This window comes from Methylobacterium sp. D54C (assembly GCF_053345595.1).
In genome coordinates, this window is the sequence record NZ_JBKFAK010000013.1 from 26604 (window position 1) to 50417 (window position 23814).

Sequence of the window (23814 nt, forward strand, 5' to 3'; positions counted from 1 at the left end):
CGTCGGACTTCAACCGGATGCCATGGTGCGGCGCCGCACCAAGCACCTTGGGGTTGTGTAACTGCGCTGGACCGGCCGCGATTTCCTCTGTGAGTCCGGCGCGCCGGGGGCCACGGGGCACCCGCGCGTGAAGGCGCCGGCACCCGAGCAGGAGCGACGCCGGCCCGACCGGCGGCGCTCGAGGAGGCCGTGATGAAGATCCTGATCGCCGCGACGCCGCTCACCGGCCACGTGAACCCGCTCCTCGCCATCGGTCGGACGGTGGCGGCCCGGGGGGACGACGTCCTCGTGCTCACCGACCCGGCCTTCCGGCCGAAGGTCGAGGCGGCGGGCCTGCGCTTCACGCCCTACGCGGACAACCACGCGGCCGAGTACCGCGAGACCGAGCTGCCGGCCGGCCCGGAGCGCTACCGCCGCGAGTTCGAGCGCCGGTTCGTGGATCCGATGCCGGTCCAGGCCGCCGCCCTGCGGGCGCTGATCGCGGCCGAGGCGCCCGACGTGATCCTGGCCGGCAGCATGTTCCTGGGCGCGCTCCCGCTGCTCCTCGACAGCGCGCCGCGGCCGCCGATCGTGACCGTCAACGTCAGCATCCTGTTCCTCGACCGGCCCGACCACGCGCCCGTGGGCCTCGGCCTGCCGCCGGCCCGCGACCGGGACGACCTCGTCCGCTACGCCACCCTGAAGGCCGGCATGGACGCGGCCTTCGTCAACCCGGTGCGGGCCTACACGGACGCGAAGCTCGCCGCGCTCGGCCTGCCGCCCCTGCCGGCGTCCCTGCCCCACTCGATCGTGGTCCTGCCGGACCTGTTCCTGCAGCCGACCGTGCCGGGCTTCGAGTACGAGTACGGCACCCTGCCGCCCGGCCTGCGCTTCATCGGCCTGCTCGATCCGCCGACGCCGCCCGCGCCGCTCCCGGACTGGTGGCCCGATCTGGAGGCGGCGAACGCGGCGGGTCGGCCCGTCGTGCTGGTCACCCAGGGCACGCTGGCCAACGCGGATTTCGGCGAGCTGGTCGAGCCGACACTGACCGCCCTGGCCGACCGGGACGATCTGCTGGTCCTGGCCACCACCGGCGGCCGCCCGGTGGACGCGCTGAAGGTTCCGGTTCCGGCCAACGCCCGGGTGTCGTGCTTCCTGCCGTTCCGCGAATTGCTGCCGCGGGTGAGCGTGCTGGTGACCAACGGCGGCTACGGCAGCGTCTCGCAGGCGCTCGCCGCCGGCGTGCCGATCGTGTCGGCCGGCCTGACCGAGGACAAGGCGGAGGTGAACGCGCGCATCGGCTGGTCCGGCGTCGGGATCAACCTCGGGACCAACGCGCCGGCCCCGGAGGCGGTCGGCGCCGCGGTGGCGCGGGTGCTCGGCGAGCCCGACTTCCGGGCGCGCGCCGGGGCGCTGCGGGACGCCTTCGCGGCCCGGGACGCCATGGCGTCGATCCTGACGGCTCTGGACGATCTCGCGCGCGCCGGGACCGATGCCGGGACCGCGCGCCGGCTGGCGAGGTCGGCGTGATGCCGGCCTCCGACACCGCGGCGCTCCGGGTCGTCGTGGATCTCAACCGCTGCCAGGGCTACGCCCAGTGCTGCTACGCCGCGCCGGACGCCTTCGCGATCCGCGGCCACGAGATCCTGTTCTACGATCCCGCGCCGCCGGCCGACCGCCGCGGCGCCATCGAGCGGGCCGTGCAGGCCTGCCCGGTCCGCGCCATCAGCCTCCAGGCCGGCCCGGACGACGGAGACGCGCCGTGACTGCCGAACCCGCCGGCATCGTCGTGGTCGGCGCCTCCCTCGCCGGCCTGCGCGGCGCCGAGGCGCTGCGGCGGGGCGGGTACGACGGCCCGCTCACACTGGTCGGCGCCGAGCCGTACCGGCCCTACGACCGCCCGCCCCTGTCGAAGCACGTGCTCGCCGGCGAGCTCGCCGCCGACGCGACCCGACTGCCGGAGCTGGCGGATCTGCGCGCCCGCTGGCGTCTCGGGAGCCCAGCCGTCGCCCTCGACCGGGTAGCCCGCACGCTCCGGCTCGCCGACGGGTCGGCGCTGGCCTACGAGGCCCTGCTCATCGCCACCGGCGCCGAGGCCCGGCCCTGGCCGGCCGAGACCGGCGGCGGGCTCGCCGGCATCTTCACCCTGCGCGGGCGCGACGACGCGGCCGCCCTGCGGGACGCCCTGCTGGCGCGCCCGCGGCAGGTGCTCATCGTCGGCGGCGGCCTGATCGGCTGCGAGGCGGCCTCCTGCCTGCGCGACCTCGGCCTGCCCGTGACCCTGGTCGACCCGAACGCCGCGCCCCTGGCCCGGGGTCTCGGGACCTTCGTCGGCGGCGTGATCGCCGAGCGTTTGCGCGAATCCGGCGCCACGTTCCGCCCCGGCACGATGGTGCGGGCGTTCGAGGGCGACGCGGCGGGGCACGTCGCCCGGGCCCGGCTGGCGGACGGCAGCACCGTCGAGACCAACCTCGTCATCGCCGCCCTTGGGGCGACCCGGGCGACGGGCTGGCTGCGGGGCGCGGGCCTGCGCGCGGATGCCGGCGGCGTGACCTGCGACGCGGCCTGCTGGGCCCTCGACGCCGACGGGGTGCCCTGCCCGGACATCTACGCCGCGGGCGACGTCGCCCGGTGGCCGATCCCGCTCTACGGCAATCGCCTGATCGCCGTGGAGCACTGGGGCAACGCCGTCGAGCAGGCCGCCCACGCCGCGCGCAACATGCTGGCCGGGCCCGACGACCAGCGCCCCTACGGCCACCTGCCGGCCTTCTGGTCGAGCCAGTTCGGGATCAACATCAAGCTGGTCGGCCTCCCCGACGGCGCCGATTCCGTGGCGGTGGTGCAGGGTTCACGGGCCTCCCGGCGCTTCCTCGCCGTCTACGGCCGCGCCGGGCGCAGCATCGCGGCCGTCTCGTTCGATCAGGCCCGCTGGCTGCCGGCCTACGCGGAGGCGATCACGGCCGGCGACCCGTTCCCGCCGATCACCGACGCCACCGACCGGCCGCGCGTCGAGATGGCGGCACCGGGCTTCCCGCCGCCGCACCGAGCCGCCCCGGCGCGGCCTTCCGCCGAGACCGTCCATGTCTGACGACGCGCTGTTCGCCGCGGTAATGGATCCGGCCAACCGGGCCGACCCGTACCCGCTCTATCGACGGATGCGGCAGCAGCCGGTCTCCCGCCAGCGCGACGGCAGCTACGTCGTCTCCACGCACGCGGCGATCCGCAGCCTGCTTTTTGACCCGCGGCTCAGCTCCGAGGATCTGCCGCCGCCCCGGCGGCCCCGCACCGGCAACCCGCTCAAGGACCTGATCCTCAACCCGATCAAGAACCGCATCAGCGCCACGCACCGCCCGTTCATCTTCCGCGATCCGCCGGACCACGACCGGCTGCGCAGCCTGGTGATGCGGGAATTCTCGATCGCGCGGGTTCAGGCGCTGCGGCCGCGGATCGCCCGGGAGATGGACGGCCTGATCGACGCCTGCCGGGACCGGCGGGAGGTCTGTCTCGTGAGCGACCTCTCCTACCCGCTGCCGGTGACGGTGATCTGCGAGCTGCTCGGCGTGCCGCGCGAGGACGAGCCGCGGTTCCAGGCCTGGGCGACGCAACTCGCCACGGCCGTCGAGCCGGACGCGCGCCACGACGACGCGACCCGGCGCCAGATCGTCGGCGCCTTCGACGAGATCGCCGCCTACATGCGCGATCTCATCCGCGAGAAGCGGCGGCGCCCGGCCGACGACATGCTGAGCGGCCTCGCCGCCCCCGGTCCGGACGGCCGGAAGCAGATGAGCGACTTCGACCTCCTGTCGACGGCGGTCCTGCTGCTGGTCGCCGGTCACGAGACCACCGTGAACCTCATCACCAACGCCATGCTGACCCTGCTCCGGCACCCCGAGGAGCTGGAGCGGCTCCGGGCCGATCCGGAGCGCGCGCCGCGGCTGATCGAGGAGGTCCTGCGCTACGAGCCGCCGGTGCACTTCCGGACCCGCAAGGCTCTCGGCGCGATCGCGGTGGCCGGCGAGATGATCCCCAAGGGGGCCCCCGTCATCCTGATGTTCGCCGCCGCGAACCGCGATCCCGACCGGTTCGCGGATCCCGACCGCTTCGATCCCGACCGGGGCGACATCGAGCATTTCGGCTTCGGCGGTGGCCTGCACTACTGTGTCGGCGCGCCCCTGGCGCGGCTCGAGGCCGAGATCGCCCTGGTGGCGCTGAGCCGCCGCCTCGTCGCCCCGCGGCTCGCGGTCGATCCGCCGCCCTACCGGCCGGGCGCGTCGCTCCGGGGGCCCGAGCAGCTCGGCATCAGCATCGACGGGATCGCCTGATCCGGACCGGGCCGGCGCGAGTCGTAAAGCGACGGTGAACGGGGCTGTTTCACGTGAAACATTCGTAAACCCCTTCGCCCGCGGTCGCCCGGACGGCGACGCCGGAACTTGGCCGTGCCGAGGCGGGCTTTACGGGAGAGCGGCCGAGACGGCCGCAATCCCGAGAGCTTCCGGAGAGACGACGCCATGAAGGCATTGTGCTGGCACGGCCGCAACGACATCCGCTGCGACACGGTCCCGGATCCGGTCATCGAGGATTCCCGCGACGTCATCATCAAGGTGACGAGCTGCGCGATCTGCGGCTCGGACCTGCACCTGATGGACGGCCTGATGCCGACCATGAAGAGCGGCGACGTCCTCGGCCACGAATTCATGGGCGAGGTCGTCGAGGTCGGACAGGGCTTCACCAAGTTCAAGAAGGGCGACCGGATCGTGGTGCCCTTCAACATCAATTGCGGTGCATGCCGGCAGTGCAAGCTCGGCAACTTCTCGGTCTGCGAGCGGTCGAACCGCAACGCCGAGATGGCGGCCGCGCAGTTCGGCTACACGACGGCCGGCCTGTTCGGCTACTCGCACCTCACCGGCGGCTACGCGGGCGGCCAGGCCGAGTACGTGCGCGTGCCCATGGCGGACGTCGCCCCGATGAAGGTGCCAGACGGCATGGACGACGAATCCGTCCTGTTCCTCACCGACATCCTGCCGACCGGCTGGCAGGGCGCCGAGCACTGCGAGATCCGGGGCGGCGAGACGATCGCGGTCTGGGGCACCGGCCCGGTCGGCATCTTCGCGATCCAGTCCGCGAAGATCATGGGGGCCGAGCGGATCATCGCCATCGAGACCGTGCCCGAGCGGATCGCCCTGGCCAAGAAGGCCGGTGCCACCGACGTCATCGACTTCATGAACGAGGACGTGTTCGAGCGGATCAAGGAGATCACCAAGGGCCAGGGCGCCGACGGTGTGATCGACTGCGTCGGCATGGAGGCGAGCGCCGGCCACGGCGGCCTCACCGGCATGCTGTCGACGGTGCAGGAGAAGCTCACCGCCACCGAGCGCCCCTACGCGCTGGCCGAGGCCATCAAGGCGGTCCGTCCCTGCGGGATCGTCTCGGTGCCGGGCGTCTACGGCGGGCCGATCCCGGTCAACATGGGCTCGATCGTCCAGAAGGGCCTGACCCTCAAGAGCGGCCAGACGCACGTGAAGCGCTACCTCGAGCCGCTGACCAAGCTGATCCAAGAGGGCAAGATCGACATGACCTCCCTGATCACCCACCGCTCGCAGGATCTCGCGGAGGGCCCGGACCTCTACAAGACCTTCCGCGACAAGAAGGACGGCTGCGTGAAGGTGGTGTTCCACCTGAACTGAGGCGGCGGCGTCCCGGTCGGCGATCGGCCGGGACGCCCCTCTCCGCCGGGCTGGGCGCGGCGTCCCGAAAGCGTGTAGAGCCGGCAACGCGCTCACCGACCACGCGGGGTGTCCATGTGCAATCTCTACAGCCTGCGAACCGGCCCGGCGGACCTGCGCAGGGCCTTCGAGATCGCGGAGGATCGCACCGGAAACCTCCCGCTGTTGCCGGCTATCTTTCCCGACCAGCTGGCGCCTGTGGTCCTGAACGGCGCGACCGGCCGCGACCTCGCGATGATGCGCTGGGGCATGCCCGGCCCGAAGGCGTTCGGCGAGCACCCGATCACCAACGTGCGCAACGCCGCGAGCCCGCACTGGCGGCCCTGGCTCGGCGTCGCCCACCGCTGCCTCGTGCCGGTCACCGCCTTCAGCGAGTACGCCGACACCAAGCCGCGCAAGACGCCCGTCTGGTTCGCCCTGGACGCGGACCGGCCGCTCTTCGCCTTCGCGGGGATCTGGCGGCCCTGGACCGGCGTGCGCGGCACGAAGCGCGAGAACCCCGACCGGGTCGCCGCGGAGCACCGGCTCTTCGCCTTCCTGACCACCGAGGCGAACGGCGTCGTCGGGCCGGTCCATCCCAAGGCCATGCCGGTCCTGCTCACGAAGCCGGAGGAATGGGCGTTGTGGCTGGAGGCGCCGACCGCGGAGGCGCTCCGGCTCCAGCGGCCGCTCCCGGACACGGCGATGCGCGAGGTCGCCCGCGGCGCGCGCTCGGACGGGCCGGAGGCCGAAGCCGAGGCGTGAGGGGCGCTAGCCGCCGGCCGGCTCGCCGGAGGACCCGTCGGGCGCGGCCGACCAGCCGCGGGCCCGCCAGCGCGACACCACGGCGGCGTTGAGCCGGGCGATGCGCGCCCGGTGCGCCTCCCAGAACGACATCGGCTTCGCCGGGACGGCGGCGACGCGGGTCCGGTGGACGGGGCCCGCCGGCCGCGCGGCGAGGCGGTCCGGCGCGGCCGCGCGGGCGCTCGCCCGGACGACGCGCGCCTCCGGGTTGCCGAGGATCGCCTGGGCGCGGGCGCAGTAGAGCTGCGACAGCGGCGACATCGCCTCCGAACCGTGGCCGGCCCGGTACTTCATCAGGGCGCGGCAGAGGTCCCCGTCGGCCCGGCGCCACGCCTCGGCGAGGTAGCGGACGCCGTAGCGGACGTTGATCTCCGGCGAGGCCAGCTCGGCGACGGTGCCGCGGAAGCCGAGCATCGCCGCGGTGGTCGGGCGGACCTGCATCAGACCGACCTCGCCGACGCTGCCGACGACGGTGGGATCGTAGCCGCTCTCGATCCGCGCGACGGCGTCGGCCACCGCGAGGGGCAGGCCGGTGCCGGCGGCCTCGCGGGCGATGAGCGGCAAGTAGCGGGCGCGGGCGTCGGCGGCGACCGGTGCGGGCGCGGGCACGGCCGCAGGCGCGGGCGGGACCGGCGGCAGCGAGGCCATGCCGACGGCGTGCACCGTCAGGAAGGTGGCGGGCCGGGCCTGCGCGGGGGCGGCGCAGGTCAGCAGCAGGAGAAGCAACGGAGCGCGCATCGGCCGCCACGGAGAGGAACCGGGACCTGTCTATCCCGGCCGCCTCAACGAAGCCTTTCGCCGGCGCGCCCTACTGGATGGGGCCGCGGTCCCGCGCCTGCAGCAGCCGCAGGGCCTCGCCCAGGACCGCGTGGAGGTCGGCCGCGCCCTGCTGGCTCAGCGGCAGCCCGACCCGCTGCCCGTGGATCGTGTCGAGGACCAGCATGGCGAGGTCCTCGCCGATCAGCAGGTTGGATCCGGGCAGGCAGAGCGGCAGGACGAAATCGCCCTCGACCTCGCCGAGGGCGTCGACCGCGTCCGCGGGCCGGAAGGGCGGTTTCCGATCGGTCATCGCTCCCCTCCTCGCATTCCTCCCGACGCCGGTCCCCGGCGCCGCGGCTCAGTCGCGGTCCGGCATCCGCACCGACCGCACCGTGAGCGTGTCGATCTCCAGCGAACCGACCTCCAGGGTGCCGACCCGGGCGCGGCCCACCGAGAGGCGGCCGATCGCGAAGGCGCCGACCGCCACGACGCCGAGGGCCGCGGCCCCGAGGGCCAGCGCACCCAGGGCCGACGCCCCGATCGCCCCCGCGCCGACGGCGCCCGATCCCAGGATCGCCGTGTCGTGGGACGGGATCACCCCCGTCCCGTCGGGGCGGCTCTGCGCCTCCGGAACCCTCGAACGCGACATGCGGATTCCTCTCCGAGCGGGCGACTCCGGAGCCAGCTATACCCGACGTTAACCGCGTTTTCACGCCGCTCGGAGACGATGGCGCTCGATCCCGGCCGGCCCGGACCGCGCGTCCGCCGCCAGAGAGGACGTCGCCCGTGCAGCACCTGTTCCAGGCCGTCGCGATCTTCGCGTTCGGCTGCCTGCTGATCCATGCCGGTCGCGCCTATGCCCGGGCGACCACGCTCCTGCTCTCCGCGACCGCGCTGATGCTGAGCGTCACCCTCGGCACCGTGCTCTGCCAGCGGATCGGCCTCCCGGGGCGCTCCGTCGCGGCCGGCCCGTCCTACACGGTGGCGCTCGGCCGGCCCGCTCCGTAGAGCCGCGTCCGGTCTGACGGGATGCGCCCGAGGCTCGGGACGGTGTCGCGCGGTGGCGCCGCGCCGGTCGAGCGGGATCAGGGCCAGACGCGGATCGCCACCGGGCGGCGCAGCAGGTCGCGGTCGGAGGTGATCGTGCAGCCCTCCGTGCGCAGGCTCGCGTAGGTCAGCAGCGCCCGGTCGCCGACGTCGTCGAAGTTGCGGCCGCGCGCGTCCGGGTCGAGCAGCGACGGGTAGGCGACGAGCGGCGCCGTCGCCGCGCACGGGTCGTCGTAGAGGGTCGCGCCCTCGAGCAGCAGGCGCGGGCTGTCCCAGGTGATCAGGTCGCGGGAGGTGGTCCAGTAGAAGCCGGACCGGGGAAAGCCCTCCCCCGCCTTGGCCATGAACACGGCGATCCAGGCGTCCGTGCCGCGGTGCCGGACGACGGCGCCGACCGGGCCCGGGAACGGCCCGACCGGCCGGCAGGTCGCCGTGTTCGGGCGGGCGGCGCGGTAGGGGTCCGGGAAGGCGGCAGTGAAGCCGGTGCCGGTCCAGGCCCGCCAGCGGGCCGGGTCGGCCGGGTCGTCGCTGCGGAACAGGCAGACCCCGGCCTCCTGATCGCTGCCGGGCCGGGTCCAGCCGGTGGTCGAGGCGAGGAAGTACCGCCACGTCCCGTCCGCGACGATGTTCGACGGGTTGAAGAAGCCGCGGTGGCGGCCCTGGTCGATCTCCTGCCGGAACGGCGCCCCGGCGACCACGACAGGCGGGCTCTGCCGCTTGAAGCTGCGGCCGCCATCCGTCGAGGCGGCGGCCGTGATCGTGTTGTACCAGCAGGCCATGTAGCTGGCCGCCGGGCAGCGGCCGGGATGCTCGTTGGCCTGGTACTCGTGGTGGAGGAGCGCGGCCACGCGGCTCCCGTCCTCGGTCCAGGTGGCGGTGATCCAGGAGCGGTCGTCGTAGGCGGCCGGGTCGGGCTTCTCGCCCGAATCGAGCACCACCGCGCAGTCGATCTTGAGATGCTCGAGGTCGGGACCGCGCAGCGCCCGGTTGCGGTAATGCATCCCGTAGAGCGCCACCGCGCCCGACGCGTCCCGGAAGGCGCGCGCCGGCGCATCGGGCACGTCGGCGCCGTCGCAGGCGTCGCGCCCCGCCTTGAAGACGAGCGCGGGCGGCCCGACCAGCGTCAGCGCCGAGAGCGGCGGCTCGGGCGCGGCCGCGGCAACGCGCGGGAGGAGCGGCAGAAGCACCAGGGGGAATACCACGGATAGCGCCAGGGAAAGCGTCGGCAGGATCCGGCGCGCCGCCGTCCCGGAGCCGGTTGGGCGCGCGGCGCGCGCCCGTCCGGCGATCCCGTTCGCCCAACCCATGATCGCCACCCGGCTGCGTCCCGGCCGCGCCTGGACAAACAGGCGGAGATTCGCTTGAGAACCATTACAGAGTGCTTGCCGCCGACTGGACGCGCGGCCCGACCGAAAGTCATCCATGGTTCTCCTGATCCTCGGGCTGGTGCTGTTCCTCGGCACGCACGCCTTCTCGATGGCCCGCACCCGGCGCGCCGCAATCGTCGGCCGGATCGGCGAGGGCCGCTACAAGCTCGGCTACACCGCCCTGTCGCTGCTCGGGCTCGTGCTGATCGGGATCGGCTTCCACGATTACCGGCTCGCCGGCTACATCCCGGTCTGGGATCCGCCGGTCTGGACGCGCCACCTCGCCCTGGCGCTGGTCTGGCCCGCCTTCGTGTGCCTCGCGGCCGCCTACCTGCCCGGCCATATCCGCGCCAAGGCCAAGCACCCGATGCTGCTCGCCGTGAAGATCTGGGCGACGGCGCACCTCCTCGCCAACGGCGATCTCGGCTCGATGCTGCTGTTCGGCGGCTTCCTCGCCTGGGCGGTGACCGCCCGGATCAGCGCCAAGCGCCGGGGCCTCGCCCCGGGGGCGGTCGCGGCCCAGCACGGCGGTCCGGCGGCGGCCCCGCTGGGCTGGCGCAACGACGTCCTGGCCCTGGTGATCGGCACGGCCGCGTGGTTCGTCTTCGCCCGCTACCTGCACTACCCGGTGATCGGCGTGCCGGTCTGGCCGGGTACCCCGGCCTGAGCCGGCCCCCGAGACGACACCCGAGACGGCCCCGAGACATGGCCTGTCGCCAACCCGGCGCCCGTGTGTTAGGCGCGGGGCCCGAACGCGACGAGGTGGCCCGCTGAGATCATGCGGGCCGGGATAGAATGGCCGAGAACAACGAGTTCCTCCGCGAAGTCGACGAGGATTACCGCCGCGACCGGATCCTCCAGATCTGGAAGCGCTACAGCGGCGTGATCATCGCGCTCGCCGTGCTGCTGGTGGCGGGCGTCGCGGGCTGGCGCTACTGGCAGGCCCAGCAGCGCGCGGCGGCCGAGGTGGCCTCGGTGCAGTTCGACGACGCCAACCGCCTCGCCAAGGACGGCAAGGTCGCGGAGGCCGACAAGGCCTTCGACGCCCTCGAGGCGCAGGGTCCGGCCGGCTACCGCCTGCTCGCCCGGTTCCGCGCCGCGGCGGAGACCGGCAAGCGCGACCCGGCGGCCGGGGCCGCGGAGTTCGACAAGCTCGCCGACGATACCGGCCTCGGCGACGGCCTGCGCGACCTCGCGCGCCTGCGCGCCGCGCTGCTGCGCCTCGACGGGCAGAACCCGGATCCGGCGCTCGCCAACCTCCAGGGCCTCGCGGCCGGGACCCCGTTCCGCCACACCGCCCGCGAGATGCTGGGCCTCGCCGCCCTGAAGAAGGGCGATTACGAGGACGCCAGCCGCTGGTTCGACCAGATCGTGGCCGATCCCGACACGCCACGGAACCTGCGCGAGCGGATCGAGGTCTACGCGGCGATCGTGGCGGGCGGTCCCGTGACGGTGACCGCGGCCAAGCCCGAGCCCGCCGCGCCGCCCCCGCCGATCACGCGCTGATTTCATCGTCCGGACTGTCTCGAGAACCACCATGGATATGCCGACCGTCGCGATCGTCGGGAGGCCGAACGTCGGCAAGTCGACCCTGTTCAACCGCCTCGTGGGCAAGAAGCTCGCGCTGGTCGACGACCGCCCGGGCGTGACCCGCGACCGGCGCGAGGGCGACGTCGCGTTCGGCGGCCTCCAGTTCCGGGTGATCGACACCGCCGGCCTGGAAGAGGCCGACGCCGCCACCCTCACCGGCCGGATGCGCATGCAGACCGAGGCGGCGATCCTCGCCGCCGACGTCGTGCTGTTCGTGATCGACGCCCGCGCCGGCGTGCTGCCGGCCGACCAGCCCTTCGCCGAACTGGTGCGCCGCGCCGGCTGCCCGGTGATCCTGATCGCCAACAAGGCCGAGGGCGGCGCCGGGCTCGCCGGCGCCTACGAGGCCTTCACCCTCGGGCTCGGCGACCCGATCCCGTTCTCCGCCGAGCACGGCGAGGGCCTGGGCGAGCTGCACGAGGCGCTCAAGGGCGCCCTGCCCCAGCGCGACGAGGACGAGGAGGCCGACGACGCCCCCGGTGGGCGCGCCCTGAAGGTCGCGATCGTCGGCCGCCCGAATGCCGGCAAGTCGACCCTGATCAACCGCATGCTCGGCGAGGAAAGGCTGCTCGTCGGTCCCGAGGCCGGCATCACCCGCGACTCGATCTCGCTGGACTGGGAGTGGCGCGGGCGGCGGATCAAGCTGCACGACACCGCCGGGATGCGCCGCCGCGCCCGGATCGACGACAAGCTGGAGAAGCTCGCGGTCTCGGACGGTCTGCGCGCGGTGCGCTTCGCCGAGGTGGTGGTGGTGCTCCTCGACGCGACGATCCCGTTCGAGAAGCAGGACCTCACCATCGTCGACCTCGTCGAGAGCGAGGGCCGCGCCCTGGTGATCGGCCTCAACAAGTGGGACCTGGTCGCCGACCAGCCGGGCCTGCTCAAGCAGCTCCGCGAGGATTGCACCCGGCTGCTGCCGCAGGTGCGCGGCGTCGGGGTCGTGCCGCTCTCGGGTCTCGCGGGCGACGGCGTCGACAAGCTGATGCAGGCGGTGGTGCAGGCCGCCGAGGTCTGGGACCGGCGCGTCTCGACCTCGCGCATCAACGACTGGCTGAACGAGGCCACCTCCCGCAACCCGCCGCCGGCGGTGTCGGGCCGGCGGATCAAGATCCGCTACGCCACTCAGGTGAAGAGCCGGCCACCGCACTTCGCGCTGTTCGGCAACCAGCTCAACGCCCTGCCGAAATCCTACACGCGCTACCTCGTGAACGGCCTGCGCGAGGCGTTCGACCTGCCGGGCACGCCGATCCGCCTGTCCTTGCGCACCTCGCAGAACCCGTTCGACAAGGGCTGATCCGAGCTCCGGTCGTCCTTGCGAGCGGAGCGAAGCAACCCAGTCTCGCGCTGCGCTGGTCGAGGTCGCGGCACCCCGGGTCACGTCGCTCCGCTCGTGATGACGGCGCGGATGCGGCAGTGCTCAGCGCGCCGCGTCGGCGATCCAGTCCACCGCGGCCGCCAGCGCGGCGCGCTCGTCCTGATCCGCGGCGAGCGCGGCCTCGTAGGCCGCGATCTGCCCGTCCGCGCTGGTCCCCTCGGCCACGATCGCCCGCGCGCGGGCCACGTCCGCCGCGCAGCCGAGGGCGTCCGCGTCCTCGGCCACCAGCGTGAGCACCCCTTCCAGCGCCTCGGCGAACGGCACGGCCTCGCCGCGCGCCTCGTCGATCAGGGACGCGGCGACGCCGCTGTGCTGGGCGCGCCAGAGGTTCTCCGAGGCCAGCGCCCGCGAGACGCCGTCGAGCCCGGCATGGAGGTCCGGCCGGCGCGCGCACAGGCGCACGAGGCAGCGGAACAGCGCGGCGACGCAGAGCGAATCGTCGAGGCGCGTGCAGGCGTCGGCGATGCGCAGCTCCAGGGTCGGGAACTTGATGGAGGGCCGCAGCGACCACCACAGGAAGCTCGCGTCCGCGATGGCGCCCGACCGGGTCATGATGGCGACGAACCGCGCGTGGGCGGCGGCGTCGGCGAACAGTTCCGGCAGGCCGGTGCGCGGCAATTCCCCGAAGACGCTGAGCCGGTAGGCCCGCAGGCCCGTCGCCTCGCCCTGCCAGAACGGCGAGGAGGCCGACAGCGCGAGCAGCAGCGGCTGGAACGGCAGCAGCCGGTTCATCAGGTCGACCCGGGCGTCGGGGTCCGGAACCTCGACGTGGACGTGCATGCCGCAGATCAGGGCCCGCCGGGCCGCGATGCCGACATCCGACAGGATACCCTTGTAGCGCGCGCCGTCGGTGGCGGTCTGGCGCGACCAGCGCGCGAGGGGGTGCGTGCCGCAGGCCAGCAGCCGGAGGCCGTTCTCGGCCGCGATCCCGGCGAGTTGCGCCCGCTGGCCGCCGAGGTTGTCGCGGGCGGCCGCCGCGTCGGTGAGCGGCGGCGTGCAGACCTCGACCTGCGCGGCGACCAGCTCGCGGCCCGTCTCGGGCAGCTCCGCCTTGACCCGCGCGTGGAAGGCGGCGAGGTCGCCCCGCGGCGTCCCCCGGGTCTCGGCATCGGCCAGGAAGTACTCCTCCTCGATGCCGAAGCGGTAGCTCGGGGCGCTCATCGTGGTCTCCGGAAAACGCGACGCGTGCGCGCCAACGCGCCGGCGGGGACGAAGGTGCCGCTCAGGGCGTCCGCAGCGGCCCGCCGACCAGCCAGGCGGGGTCGAACCAGCGGTCGGCCTCGCCGTCGTAGGGCAGGCGCGTGATGTCCCAGTTCTGGATGTACCGCGCGTAGACGTTCCACACCGCGATCCCGCCGCCGACGAAGATTCGCCGCCCGGGATAGCGCTTGAGCACCGCCTCCGGATCCTCGTGGCTGCGGATCACGTCGATCGTGCGGTCCTTGAAGGCGAATTCGGGCACCGAGGCCACGGTCTTCGGCCCGGCGATCAGCACGTGGCCCATGGTCAGCGCGAAGAAGCGCGTGACGTCCTCCACGAAGAGCGGGTCGGTGTTGCCCTCCCAGGGCAGGTGGCCGTTGAGGCCGAGCTGGCCCCGCAGGCCGATCGCGCAGATGCAGCGGACGTCGATCATCGTGATGAACTCAGAGAGGAAGATCAGGCCCGTCCCATACAACCCCTCATCCCGAGGTGCCCGCGCGAGCGGACCGCGAAGGAGGGCTCCAGGGATCGCGCGATCTCCGGGCCGTTCTCTCGAGGCCTCCGCTTCGCTCCGGCACCTCAGGGTGAGGCAGGCGGTGGGATGTGCGTTCGAATAACAGCGCAGGAGCTCACTCGGGTGCGCGGAAACTCAGCACCCGGTCGGTGGGGAAATCGTAGAGCTTGCCGGTCTCGGTCCAGTCCGGGGACGCGAGCCGCACGAAATGGGGCGCGAGCTCCTCGGGCGTCCGGAGGGTCTCGGGGTCCTCGCCGGGCATGGCCGAGCGGCGCATGCCGGTCCGCAGGGGGCCGGGATTGAGCAGCATGGCCCGGATCGCCGCGCTCTCGTTCTCGGCCGCGTAGGTCCGCACCAGGGCCTCCAGCGCCGCCTTCGACACCGAGTAGGGCCCCCAGTAGGGCCGGCACTTCGAGGCGGCCCCCGACGAGACGAAGATCGCCCGGCCGGCGTCCGACATGCGCAGCAGCGGGTCGAGGGAGCGGATCAGGCGCCAGTTGGCGGTGACGTTCACGTCCATCACCTGCCCCCAGATCTTCGGGGTGATGTGGCCGATCGGCATGAGCGCGCCGAGGATGCCGGCATTGGCGACGAGGATGTCGAGGCGCTTCCAGCGCTCGTTGATCGCCGCGCCCAGGCGGTCGATCGCGTCGTAGTCGGCGAGGTCGAACGGCACCAGGGTGGCGCTGGAGCCGGCCGCCCGGACGGCGTCGTCGAGCTCCTCGAGGGCGCCCACGGTCCGGGCCACCGCGATGACGTGCGCGCCGGCCCCGGCCAGCGCCAGGGCGGCGGCGCGCCCGATGCCGCGGGACGCGCCGGTGACGACCGCGACGCGGCCTTCCAGGGGTCTTTGGGAGTCAGCCATGGGGAGCACGTAGCGCATTCCCGCGCCAAGGGTCGAGGAGTCCGGTTTCAAATGGCCAGTAACCGGGCTCTTTCGACCACTTTCGGTCGATGGCCCCGACCCGCGTCTTTGCGAGCGCAGCGAAGCAATCCAGACGGCGCCATGCTCACCGATGTTGCGCTATCCTGGATTGCTTCGCTCCGCTCGCAAAGACGGCTGTGCCGAAGCCGTGTCTCTGCTTTGCCGGTCGCGCCCTTCCGGAGAGGCTCAGTCGGCCTCGGCCAGCATGGCGAAGCGCTTCGGGCCGGCGATGGACAGGTCGGTCAGGCCGGTCGGGTAGTCGCCCGTGAAGCAGTGGTCGGTGTATTGCGGGCAGGCCGCGTTGCGCGCCTCCTCGCCCATCGCCCGGTAGAGGCCGGGGATCGACAGGAAGGCCAGCGAATCGGCGCCGATATACTTGCGCATCGCCTCGAGATCGTGGGTCGCGGCGAGCAGCTTCTCCCGCTCGGGCGTGTCGATTCCGTAGAAGTCCGGATAGGTGATCGGCGGCGAGGCGATCCGGAAATGCACCTCCGCGGCGCCGGCCTCGCGCATCATCCGGACGATCTTCACCGAAGTCGTGCCGCGCACGAGGCTGTCGTCCACGAGGACGATGCTCTTGCCCTCGATCGCCGCGCGGTTGGCCGAGTGCTTCATCCGCACGCCGAGCTCGCGCACCGACTGGGTCGGCTGGATGAAGGTCCGGCCGACGTAGTGGTTGCGGATGATCCCCATCTCGAACGGGATCCCGGTCTCCTGCGAGAAGCCGAGCGCCGCCGGGACGCCGGAATCCGGCACCGGCACGACGATGTCGGCGGGCGCCGCGGCCTCGCGGGCCAGCTCCCGGCCGATCGCCTTGCGCACCGCGTAGACGCTCTTGCCGTTCACCACCGAGTCCGGCCGGGCGAAGTAGATGTACTCGAAGATGCAGGGCCGCATCGGCACGGCGTCGGCGAAGCGGATCGACTCGATCCCCTCCTCGGAGATAACCACGATCTCGCCGTTCTCGATGTCGCGCACGAAGCGGGCGCCGATGATGTCGAGCGCGCAGGTCTCGGAGGCCAGCATGTAGCGGCCGTCGAGCTCGCCCAGCACCAGCGGGCGGATGCCCAGCGGATCGCGCGCGCCGATCAGCTTCTTGTTGGTGAGCGCCACGATCGCGTAGGCGCCCTGGATCGCCTGCAGGGCGTCGATGAAGCGCTCGATGATCCGCGGCTTCCGCGAGCGGGCCGCGAGGTGCAGGATCACCTCGGTGTCGGAGGTCGACTGCGTGATCGCGCCGTCGCGCACGAGGTCGCGGCGGATCGACAGGGCGTTGGTGAGGTTACCGTTGTGGGCGACCGCGAGGCCGCCGCTGGCGAGCTCGGCGAAGAGCGGCTGGACGTTGCGCAGGATCGTGCCGCCGGTGGTCGAGTAGCGCACGTGCCCGATGGCGGCGCGGCCCTTGAGGCGGGCGATCGTGTCCCCGTCCGAGAAGGAATCGCCGACGAGGCCGGGGCGGCGCTCGGAGTGGAACACCGAGCCGTCGAAGGAGACGATGCCGGCCGCCTCCTGACCCCGGTGCTGCAGGGCGTGCAGGCCCAGCGCGACGATCGCCGAGGCGTCCGGATGGCCGAAGATGCCGAAGACGCCGCACTCCTCGCGGAGCGTGTCGCCGTCGAGATCGAGATCGAAGGTGTCGGTGGTGGCGGCGGCGTGTGACATGGGGCTGTCGATCACTCACAGATCCCGGCGGCGACGGGCCGGCGCGCCGGTCGTCGCGGAAGCAATCCGTACACCACCGGAACCGCTATCTAGGCGTTCCGCGCGACGAGACCTACGGCGAATACCGCAGATCAGCGTCGCGTCGGGGTCGGCGCGGTCTCGGTCCGGCGCTGCGGCGCCGCGTCGGTCTCGGCCGGGGCGTCGGCGGAATCGCTCGGCGGCGCGCCGGTCTTCGGCTTCTTGAACTGCTTGAGGAAGCCTTCCGGATTCTCGGGCAGCTGCGCCACCAGGGCGTCGCCGGACTTCTCCAGCATCGGGCGCGTGCGGGCCTGGGCGGCCCAGTCCGGCACCTTGCCCTGCACCAGCCACGACAGGAACACCCAGCCGATCACGCAGATCAGGAAGCCGCGGGCCGCGCCGAACAGGAAGCCGAGGGAGCGGTCGACCGCGCCGATCCGTGAGTCGAGCACGACGTCGGAGATCTTCACCGTGATGATCGACACGACGATCAGGGTGCCGAGGAAGATCGCCGCGATCGAGGCGACGAGCGCCACGGTGTCGCTGTTCACGTGCTGCTTCACGGTGGGCAGCAACATGGGGTGGAGCGTCCACGCGACCGCGGCGGCCGCCACCCAGGCGACGATCGCCAGGACCTCGCGGGTCACACCACGCACGGCCGCGAGCAGCGCGGAGACCGCGACGATGCCGAGCACGGCGAGATCCAGGACGGTAAACGGCATCGTTGAGCTTTTTGGTACCCGCGGGGATAGCGCGTCGGCCGTGCGGCTCCCCCGGACCGCGGCGGATTTATACCAAGCCCGACCTCGGCCGTCACCCTGGCGCGCCCGCCTGATCGCGCTCCTGTGCCGTCCATGCATCAGACCGTGCATCGGACGCGCCGATCGCCGTGGCGCGCGCCGCCGCGCGGAATGCCCGGCTCCACCCGGGCACCGTCCCGGTGCTATGGGTCGCGCCCAGGGTCCGGTCCGCGCGTCCGGACTCCCGGTGGCGAATGGATGGAGGCGTTCCGCGTGTCCGAGGCCGGACCTGTGACGGAGATCGGCGCCCACGGCGCCCGGCTGACGATCGACCTCGGGGCGATCGCGGCCAACTGGCGGATCCTGGCGGCCCGCGGCGCGGGCGCCGACTGCGCCGCCGTGGTGAAGGCCGACGCCTACGGCTGCGGCGTCGGCCGCGTCGGGCCGGCCCTGTGGGCCGCCGGATGCCGGACCTTCTTCGTCGCGCACCTGTCCGAGGGCGTCGCCGCCCGGGCCGCCCTGCCGGACGCCGCGATCTACGTCCTGAACGGCCTGCCCCCGGGCGCCGCGGCGGCCTTCGTGGCCCACGGTCTGCGCCCGGTGCTCGGCAGCGTCGAGGAGCTGTCGGACTGGGCAGCGTTCCCGGGGAACCGGCCGCCCGCGGCGCTCCACGTCGATACCGGCATGAACCGGCTCGGCCTGTCGGTGCCCGAGGCGCTGGACCTCGCCGGGGACGCGCGGATCGCGGCCGCCGGGATCGACCTGCTCCTCAGCCACTTCGTCAGCGCCGAGAAGCCGGAGGACCCAGTCAACGCCCGGCAGATCGCCGATTTCGCGCGGGTCCGGGCGGCCTATCCCGGGCTCCGGGCCTCGCTGGCGAACTCGTCCGGGGTCTTCCTCGACGGGGCCCGGCACGACCTGCTACGGCCGGGCTACGCCCTGTTCGGCGGCAACCCGACGCCGGGCGCCGCGAACCCGATGCGCCCGGTGGTGCGGCTGGAGGCGGCGATCGCGCAGGTGCGCGGCGTCGCGGCCGGTGCCACCGCGGGCTATAACGGCAGCTGGACCGCCGCCGCGCCGAGCCGGCTGGCGACGCTCTCGCTCGGCTACGCCGACGGCTTCCCCCGGGCGATCAGTGGCCGCGGCCACGCGCTGGTCGGCGGCGTCCCGTGCCCGATCCTGGGCCTCGTCTCCATGGACCTGATCATCCTCGACGTCACGGCGGCGCCCGCGGCCCGGCGCGGCGCGGAAGCGGTGCTGATCGGCGACAGCCTCGACATCGACGCGGTCGGCCGCGCCGCCGGCACGATCGGGTACGAGATCCTGACCGGGCTGGGTTCTCGGTATGTTCGAACTTATGTAGGCTGACGCGACTCCACCCTGACACGCCGGATCGCCGGCGCCCGGACCCGTATGGCCAAGATCCACCAGACCTTCGTCTGCCAGTCCTGCGGGGCGGTCTACAATCGCTGGCGCGGCCGCTGCGAGGCCTGCAACGGCTGGAACACGATCGTCGAGGAGGCGCCCTCGGCGCCAGGTCAGTCGGGTCCTGCCGCGACCCGGCCGTCGCGCAACCGCGGCCGGGTCTTCCCCCTCGAGGGCCTGACCGGCGAGGCCAAGGAGGCGCCGCGCATTCCCTCGGGGATCGGCGAGCTCGACCGGGTGACCGGGGGCGGCTTCGTGCGCGGCTCGGTGATCCTGCTCGGCGGCGATCCCGGCATCGGCAAGTCGACCCTGCTGATGCAGGCCTCGGCCGCCATGGCGGGCACGGGCGAGCGGGTCGCCTACATCTCGGGCGAGGAGGCGGTCGGGCAGGTGCGCCTGCGGGCCGAGCGGCTGGGCCTGAGCGCGCGCCCGGTCCAGCTCGCCGCCGAGACCAACGTCGAGGACATCGTCGAGACCCTGAGCCAGGGGCGCCCGCCCGCGCTCGCGATCATCGACTCGATCCAGACCATGTGGACCGAGACGGTGGAATCGGCCCCCGGCACGGTCACGCAGGTGCGCTCCTCCGCGCAGGCGCTGATCCGCTTCGCCAAGACCACCGGCACGGCGGTGATCCTGGTCGGCCACGTCACCAAGGACGGGCAGATCGCGGGCCCCCGGGTCGTGGAGCACATGGTCGACGCGGTCGCCTCCTTCGAGGGCGACCAGGGCCACCATTTCCGCATCCTGCGCGCCGTGAAGAACCGGTTCGGGCCCACCGACGAGATCGGCGTGTTCGAGATGACCGACGCGGGCCTGAGCGAGGTGCCGAACCCCTCCGCCCTGTTCCTGGCGGGCCGCGACCATCAGGCGGCGGGCACCGCGGTCTTCGCCGGCATGGAAGGCACGCGGCCGCTGCTGGTGGAGATCCAGGCGCTGGTGGCGCCCTCCTCGCTCGGCATGCCGCGGCGCGCCGTGGTCGGCTGGGACCCGAACCGGCTGTCGATGGTGCTCGCCGTGCTGGAGGCCCACGGCGGCATCCGGCTCGGCAGCCACGACGTTTATTTGAACGTTGCCGGAGGCTTGCGCATCACCGAGCCGGCAGCGGATCTGGCGGTGGCGGCAGCGCTGGTCTCGTCGCTGTCGGGGGCCGTGCTGCCGCCCGAGACGGTCTATTTCGGCGAGATCGGCCTGTCGGGGGCGATCCGGCCCGTGGCGCAGGCCGGCTCCCGGCTGAAGGAGGCGCAGAAGCTCGGCTTCGCCAAGGCGCTGATCCCGCAGGGCCGCGGCGAGGGCGAGAAGGCGCTCTCCGTGGAGACACTGCGCCACATCGCCGACCTGGTGGCGGGGATCAGCGCGGGCGCGCCGCGGCGGGGATCCGGCCAGCGCGGGCGGCAGCAGGCCCGCTACGCCGACGAGGAGATGTGAGCGCGTCCGTCCCTGCGAGCGCAGCGAAGCAATCCAGGGATGCGCTACGTCCGGGAAGGGCCCGCTGCCCTGGGTTGCTTCGCTGCGCTCGCAAGGACGGAGGCGGTCAGCCCCCCGTCACGCTCATGTGCCGCGGCACGGCGGCCGGGCGCTGGCGCTCGATGACGAAGTCGTGGCCCTTGGGCTTGCGGGTGATCGCCTCGACCACCGCCGCGGCCAGCACCGCGTCGTCCTGGGAGGCGCGCAGGACCACGCGCAGGTCGGCCGAATCCTCCTGGCCGAGGCACATGTAGAGCTGGCCCGTGCAGGTCAGGCGGACCCGGTTGCAGCTCTCGCAGAAATTATGGGTCAGCGGCGTGATGAAGCCGAGCTTCCCGCCGGTCTCCTCGACCCGCACGTAGCGCGCCGGGCCGCCGGTGCGGTCGGGCAGCGGCGTCAGGGTGTAGCGGGTCTCCAGGCGCTGCCGGGCCACCGACAGGGGCAGGAACTGGTCGGTCCGGTCCGCCTCGATCTCGCCGAGCGGCATCACCTCGATCAGCGTCATGTCCATGCCGAGGCCGTGCGCCCAGGCGATCATGCCGGGGATCTCGTCGGCGTTGACGTCGCGGAGCGCCACCGCGTTGATCTTCACCTTCATCCCGGCGGCGCGGGCCGCCGCGATGCCGTCGAGCACCACCTTGAGGTCGCCGCGGCGGGTGATCTCCCGGAACTTGTCCGGGTCGAGGGTGTCGAGCGAGACATTGATCCGGCGCACGCCCAGGCTCGCCAGCTCGTCGGCGTAGCGGGTGAGCTGCGTGCCGTTGGTGGTGAGCGTCAGCTCCTCCAGCGCCCCCGAATCGAGGTGGCGCGAGAGCCGGCGGAACAGGTGCATGATGTCGCGGCGCACGAGCGGCTCGCCGCCGGTGATCCGGAGCTTGCGCACGCCCCGGGCGATGAACACGCCGCAGAGCCGGTCCAGCTCCTCCAGGGTCAGCAGGTCGCGCTTGGGCAGGAACTCCATGTGCTCGGACATGCAGTAGGCGCAGCGCAGATCGCAGCGATCCGTCACCGAGATGCGCAGGTACGAGATCGCCCGCTGGAACGGGTCGATCAGCGGCGCGGGCCCGGCGGGCGCGCCGACCGCGGACGTCTGCGGCGTCAGGGAGCTGTCATCGAGCATCGTCCGGCATATGATGCCACCGGCGGTCGCGGGCAAGCCGATCCCGCGCCGCAGTCCCAGATTGCGTGAGGAGTGTGACCCGTGAGCGAGGATCTGTGGCCGACCGAGATCCGCCTGTCGGCCGACCGACGGGTGCTCAACGTCGCCTTCGAGGACGGCGCGCGCTACGCCCTGCCGGCCGAGTACCTGCGGGTGTCGAGCCCCTCGGCCGAAGTGCAGGGGCACTCGCCGCTGGAGCGGAAGGTGATCGGCGGCAAGCGCGCCGTGGCGATCCTGGCGGTGGAGCCGGTCGGCAACTACGCGGTGAAGCTCGGCTTCGACGACATGCACGACACCGGCATCTACGGCTGGGGCTACCTCCACACCCTGGGCCGCGAGTACGAGACGCGCTGGAACACCTATCTCGGCGAGCTCGCCGAGCGCGGCCTGGACCGCGAGACCGCGCGCAGCGCCCCGGTGAAGCAGGGCGGGGGCTGCGGGTCGGGCTCGTGCGGCTGCCACTGAGGGCAGCCGCTCCCGCTCACTCCGGCTCCGAGCCTCGTCTTTGCGAGCGGAGCGAAGCAATCCAGAGTGGCGCCACGATTTTCGGCGTCGCGCATCCCTGGGTCGCTTCGCTCCGCTCGCGATGACGGCGGCGTCGAGCCGCGCACCCGTCAGCCCGCACCTTCGGAGCCGCCATGGCCTTCGCCTGCACCATCCCCGCGACGCCCACGATCCAGCAGGACGACGCCGCCGTGCGCATCACGCGCTGGGATTTCCCACCCGGCGGCGTGACCGGCTGGCACGAGCACGGCTGGCCCTACTTCGTGGTGATGCTGGTGGACGGGATCCTGCGCGTCCACGACGGCGCGGCGGTCAGCGAGACGGCCCTCGCGGCCGGGCAATCCTACATGCGCCCGGCGGGCATCCGGCACGACGTGATGAACGGGTCCGACCACCCGATCGCGTTCGTCGAGATCGAGGTGAAGCGCCCCGACGCGCTGGTCACGCTGCCCTGATCCGGTTTCCGTTTGAACGCTTGGGTTGATGTGCCTATCCCGTCATCACGAGCGAAGCGAAGTGACCCAGGGCAGCGCGACCTCTGCAGGCGTGGCGCCGCTGGATTGCTTCGCTCCGCTCGCAAAGACGGCCGTGCCGAAGCCATCAACCGGAAACCCTACGAAACGCAAAAAGGGCCGACCTCGCGGCCGGCCCCCTCGTCGAAGCTCCGAAAAGGAATCAGCGCTGGACGATGACCTTCGTGCCGACCTTGGCGCGGGTGTAGAGGTCCGTCACGTCGTCGTTGGTCATGCGGATGCAGCCCGACGAGACGGCCGTGCCGATCGTCTCCGGCTCGTTGGAGCCGTGGATGCGGTAGATCGAGCCGCCGAGATACATGGCGCGGGCGCCGAGCGGGTTCTCGAGGCCGCCCTTCATGTAGCGCGGCAGGTCGGGCCGGCGCTTCAGCATGGTCGCCGGCGGGCGCCAATCCGGCCACTCGCGCTTCATCGTGATGGTCTGCACGCCGCCCCAGGTGAAGCCCGGCCGGCCGACGCCGACGCCGTAGCGCAGGGCCTGGCCGCCGCCGAGCACGTAGTAGAGCCGCCGCTCGGCGGTGGAGACGACGATCGTGCCGGCGCCGTAGGGGCCGTTATAGGCCACCGTCTCGCGCGGGATCGCCGACATCTGCGGGACCGCCGCGTCGGCGTTCAGCGGGTCGGCGGGGTTCAGGGCGGCGTTGGCCACCGGCACCGCGACGGTCTCGACGGCCTGCGGGCGGACGCGCACGGTGAGCGCGTCGTTCAGCGGCTGGCGGGTCAGCGGATCGATCTCGTAGGCCAGTGCCGGCGCGGCGCAGGCGGCCGCGCCGAGAAGCCCGATCAGGGCGGGGAGAAAACGACGCATCAAAGCCTCTCGGGGCAGGCGCGGACTATGGCGGGAACGCGGCGAAGACCGCGGCACGATGCCGTGCCGATCCTCGCCAAGGGGTAAACGCTCGCGCCTCAAATCCAAGCCTGAAACCGCCCCGCCGGGGCGGTTCCGCCCGCCCGTGACTCGATGGCAACACTGTGGCAGCTTGGCCGTAAGAGCCGGGATGACGGGCGCGTGTCCCGGCGTTCGCGCGCCCGTCCGAGGCCCGTGTC

The 23814-nt window shown here is 72.8% G+C and carries 25 protein-coding genes; 14 read left to right on the forward strand and 11 right to left on the reverse strand.

The features are described 5' to 3' along the window. The first annotated feature begins 192 nt into the window (after positions 1-192). The 6 genes from ACLBYB_RS21580 (at position 193) to ACLBYB_RS21605 (ending at position 6446) form a co-directional block, all read left to right on the forward strand. Positions 193-1509, forward strand: a complete 1317-nt coding sequence (locus ACLBYB_RS21580) for a glycosyltransferase (RefSeq protein ID WP_020093785.1) — start codon at positions 193-195, stop codon at positions 1507-1509. Further along, complete coding sequence (locus ACLBYB_RS21585) at positions 1509-1745, forward strand: ferredoxin (RefSeq protein ID WP_020093786.1); 237 nt, start codon at positions 1509-1511, stop codon at positions 1743-1745. The genes ACLBYB_RS21580 and ACLBYB_RS21585 overlap by 1 nt, the downstream gene beginning before the upstream one ends. Beyond that, entirely contained in the window at positions 1742-3067 is a 1326-nt protein-coding gene (locus ACLBYB_RS21590; protein ID WP_447700003.1) for an NAD(P)/FAD-dependent oxidoreductase, read from the forward strand. The genes ACLBYB_RS21585 and ACLBYB_RS21590 overlap by 4 nt, the downstream gene beginning before the upstream one ends. After that, positions 3060-4301, forward strand: coding sequence for a cytochrome P450 (locus ACLBYB_RS21595; protein ID WP_447700004.1), 1242 nt, complete (start codon positions 3060-3062; stop codon positions 4299-4301). Before ACLBYB_RS21590 ends, ACLBYB_RS21595 begins: the two co-directional genes overlap by 8 nt. Positions 4302-4487: 186 nt before the next feature. Then, positions 4488-5663 carry a zinc-dependent alcohol dehydrogenase gene (locus ACLBYB_RS21600; protein WP_056523740.1) on the forward strand — a complete coding sequence of 392 codons (1176 nt, stop codon included), beginning with the start codon at positions 4488-4490 and terminating at the stop codon, positions 5661-5663. A gap of 114 nt (positions 5664-5777) precedes the next feature. Beyond that, positions 5778-6446, forward strand: a complete 669-nt coding sequence (locus ACLBYB_RS21605; protein WP_447700068.1) for an SOS response-associated peptidase — start codon at positions 5778-5780, stop codon at positions 6444-6446. Positions 6447-6452: 6 nt separating this feature from the next. Here ACLBYB_RS21605 and ACLBYB_RS21610 read toward each other — a convergent pair whose 3' ends face one another. The 3 genes from ACLBYB_RS21610 to ACLBYB_RS21620 form a co-directional block, all read right to left on the reverse strand. Then, entirely contained in the window at positions 6453-7223 is a 771-nt protein-coding gene (locus ACLBYB_RS21610; RefSeq protein ID WP_447700005.1) for a lytic transglycosylase domain-containing protein, read from the reverse strand. Between the two features lie 70 nt (positions 7224-7293). Further along, positions 7294-7554 (reverse strand): hypothetical protein, encoded by a 261-nt coding sequence (locus tag ACLBYB_RS21615; RefSeq protein WP_020093792.1) that lies wholly within the window; start codon positions 7552-7554, stop codon positions 7294-7296. A gap of 48 nt (positions 7555-7602) precedes the next feature. After that, the gene (locus ACLBYB_RS21620; protein WP_170863009.1) at positions 7603-7893 is read right to left on the reverse strand and encodes a hypothetical protein; all 291 of its coding nucleotides are present in this window, start codon (positions 7891-7893) and stop codon (positions 7603-7605) included. A gap of 137 nt (positions 7894-8030) precedes the next feature. Here ACLBYB_RS21620 and ACLBYB_RS21625 point away from each other — a divergent pair, with 137 nt between their 5' ends. Next, positions 8031-8252, forward strand: coding sequence for a hypothetical protein (locus ACLBYB_RS21625; RefSeq protein WP_100252755.1), 222 nt, complete (start codon positions 8031-8033; stop codon positions 8250-8252). 77 nt (positions 8253-8329) lie between these two features. On the opposite strand, the gene ACLBYB_RS21630 is transcribed toward ACLBYB_RS21625, so the two are convergent. Further along, on the reverse strand, positions 8330-9598 hold the full coding sequence (locus ACLBYB_RS21630) for a hypothetical protein (protein ID WP_447700006.1): 1269 nt from the start codon (positions 9596-9598) through the stop codon (positions 8330-8332). 115 nt (positions 9599-9713) lie between these two features. Between ACLBYB_RS21630 and ACLBYB_RS21635 the strand changes: the two genes are divergently transcribed. The 3 genes from ACLBYB_RS21635 to der all read left to right on the forward strand — a co-directional run bounded on the left by ACLBYB_RS21635 (position 9714) and on the right by der (position 12542). Further along, positions 9714-10325, forward strand: coding sequence for an NnrU family protein (locus ACLBYB_RS21635; RefSeq protein ID WP_447682578.1), 612 nt, complete (start codon positions 9714-9716; stop codon positions 10323-10325). Between the two features lie 128 nt (positions 10326-10453). Beyond that, the gene (locus tag ACLBYB_RS21640) at positions 10454-11164 is read left to right on the forward strand and encodes a tetratricopeptide repeat protein (RefSeq protein ID WP_091927367.1); all 711 of its coding nucleotides are present in this window, start codon (positions 10454-10456) and stop codon (positions 11162-11164) included. Positions 11165-11195: 31 nt separating this feature from the next. Further along, the gene (gene der, locus ACLBYB_RS21645; RefSeq protein WP_447700007.1) at positions 11196-12542 is read left to right on the forward strand and encodes a ribosome biogenesis GTPase Der; all 1347 of its coding nucleotides are present in this window, start codon (positions 11196-11198) and stop codon (positions 12540-12542) included. A gap of 123 nt (positions 12543-12665) precedes the next feature. Here the strand turns inward: der and ACLBYB_RS21650 are convergent, their stop codons facing one another. The 5 genes from ACLBYB_RS21650 to ACLBYB_RS21670 form a co-directional block, all read right to left on the reverse strand. Further along, a complete protein-coding gene (locus ACLBYB_RS21650) occupies positions 12666-13784 on the reverse strand; it encodes a carboxylate-amine ligase (RefSeq protein WP_447700008.1) in 1119 nt (372 codons plus the stop codon). Positions 13785-13845: 61 nt separating this feature from the next. Continuing rightward, on the reverse strand, positions 13846-14256 hold the full coding sequence (locus ACLBYB_RS21655; protein ID WP_012320823.1) for a dihydrofolate reductase: 411 nt from the start codon (positions 14254-14256) through the stop codon (positions 13846-13848). 196 nt (positions 14257-14452) lie between these two features. Next, a complete protein-coding gene (locus tag ACLBYB_RS21660; protein ID WP_026605024.1) occupies positions 14453-15202 on the reverse strand; it encodes an SDR family NAD(P)-dependent oxidoreductase in 750 nt (249 codons plus the stop codon). Positions 15203-15448: 246 nt separating this feature from the next. Further along, positions 15449-16924 (reverse strand): amidophosphoribosyltransferase, encoded by a 1476-nt coding sequence (gene purF, locus ACLBYB_RS21665; RefSeq protein WP_026605025.1) that lies wholly within the window; start codon positions 16922-16924, stop codon positions 15449-15451. Between the two features lie 131 nt (positions 16925-17055). Continuing rightward, on the reverse strand, positions 17056-17664 hold the full coding sequence (locus ACLBYB_RS21670; RefSeq protein WP_056523728.1) for a CvpA family protein: 609 nt from the start codon (positions 17662-17664) through the stop codon (positions 17056-17058). 276 nt (positions 17665-17940) lie between these two features. On the opposite strand from ACLBYB_RS21670, the gene alr reads away from it, so the two are divergent. Together alr and radA are read left to right on the forward strand one after the other, a co-directional pair. Continuing rightward, positions 17941-19050, forward strand: coding sequence for an alanine racemase (alr, locus tag ACLBYB_RS21675; RefSeq protein ID WP_447700009.1), 1110 nt, complete (start codon positions 17941-17943; stop codon positions 19048-19050). Positions 19051-19095: 45 nt separating this feature from the next. After that, complete coding sequence (gene radA / locus ACLBYB_RS21680; protein WP_091681792.1) at positions 19096-20532, forward strand: DNA repair protein RadA; 1437 nt, start codon at positions 19096-19098, stop codon at positions 20530-20532. Between the two features lie 106 nt (positions 20533-20638). On the opposite strand, the gene moaA is transcribed toward radA, so the two are convergent. Next, entirely contained in the window at positions 20639-21691 is a 1053-nt protein-coding gene (moaA, locus tag ACLBYB_RS21685; RefSeq protein ID WP_447700010.1) for a GTP 3',8-cyclase MoaA, read from the reverse strand. Positions 21692-21772: 81 nt separating this feature from the next. Here moaA and ACLBYB_RS21690 point away from each other — a divergent pair, with 81 nt between their 5' ends. Together ACLBYB_RS21690 and ACLBYB_RS21695 are read left to right on the forward strand one after the other, a co-directional pair. Further along, complete coding sequence (locus ACLBYB_RS21690) at positions 21773-22195, forward strand: gamma-butyrobetaine hydroxylase-like domain-containing protein (protein WP_447700011.1); 423 nt, start codon at positions 21773-21775, stop codon at positions 22193-22195. A 173-nt stretch (positions 22196-22368) separates the two neighbouring features. Beyond that, entirely contained in the window at positions 22369-22689 is a 321-nt protein-coding gene (locus ACLBYB_RS21695; protein WP_020093808.1) for a cupin domain-containing protein, read from the forward strand. Positions 22690-22909: 220 nt separating this feature from the next. Here the strand turns inward: ACLBYB_RS21695 and ACLBYB_RS21700 are convergent, their stop codons facing one another. Continuing rightward, entirely contained in the window at positions 22910-23575 is a 666-nt protein-coding gene (locus ACLBYB_RS21700) for a L,D-transpeptidase (RefSeq protein WP_012320832.1), read from the reverse strand. Positions 23576-23814: the final 239 nt, after the last annotated feature.